Raw genomic sequence first — 877 nt, forward strand, 5'->3', positions numbered from 1 at the left:
CGGAGCTTAAGAAGTTCATCCTCTAGTTCCCGGACGTGCTCTGCACTGGTATCAACCTTAGCTTCCTGGATTTCCTGAGCTCGCTTACTGTCTTTTGATTTACTCAATGTTTTCTTTCGGCCTTTCTTGTGCGTTCTCAAAGCATCAGGCCCGGCAGCTTTAAACTCATTGACCCATCGATTAACCAACGCAGGATTATTAATCCCAACTTGTAGAGCCAGCTCCTGATATGAGAGTTCACTTGTTAAATAAGACTCTACTATAGAAAACTTCTCTTCGAAAGAGTAAATCTTTTGATTGCGTGATCTTTTTAAACCATCATCACCAAACTTTTTATAGGCAGCTACCCATTTTTGTAATTGAGCCTGGTTGGATATACCGTGCTTATTCGATAGACAGAGATATGAACCATCGCCTTTCAAGTATTCTAGAACAATCTGTTTCTTAAATTCATAGCTATATTTAGCCATAAAAATACCGACCTCCAATCGTTAGATTATCGTCTAACAATTGGGGGTCGGTACATTCATTTAGTGCGACAGCCCCTTCTTAATTTTATTCTATTTTCCCAGCCTCTCTTTAATCTCCTCCATCTCCGGAATAGCCGAGATTCCGCTGCGGTGTTCCACGCACAAGCTTGCCACCGCATTTCCCACACGGCCAAATTCTATCATCTGTCCGCGGGTCAGGTGTTCCGGTTCTGTTTCTGCCTGAAGGAAAGATGCAGTGAAACCGCCCCAGAAGGAATCTCCGGCACCGGTTGTATCCACCACCTGAGATGAAAAACCTTCTGCTTTTACAATTCCATTTGCATTTCCAATCAATGCACCATCCCGGCCAAGGGTAACTGCTGCCAATCGAACCCCCTGACGAATCA

2 protein-coding genes are annotated in these 877 nt (G+C 44.0%); both read right to left on the bottom strand.

Annotated features, from left to right (window positions below):
• A partial coding sequence (locus tag HMPREF1556_RS04430) for a helix-turn-helix domain-containing protein (protein ID WP_021667093.1) occupies positions 1 to 470 on the bottom strand: 470 nt, incomplete at its 3' end.
• Between the two features lie 90 nt (positions 471 to 560).
• Positions 561 to 877: carbohydrate kinase family protein (locus HMPREF1556_RS04435; protein ID WP_021667094.1), on the bottom strand; the 317-nt coding region annotated here is incomplete at its 5' end.

This window comes from Porphyromonas sp. oral taxon 278 str. W7784, assembly GCF_000467855.2.
In the GTDB taxonomy this organism is placed as follows: Bacteria; Bacteroidota; Bacteroidia; order Bacteroidales; family Porphyromonadaceae; genus Porphyromonas.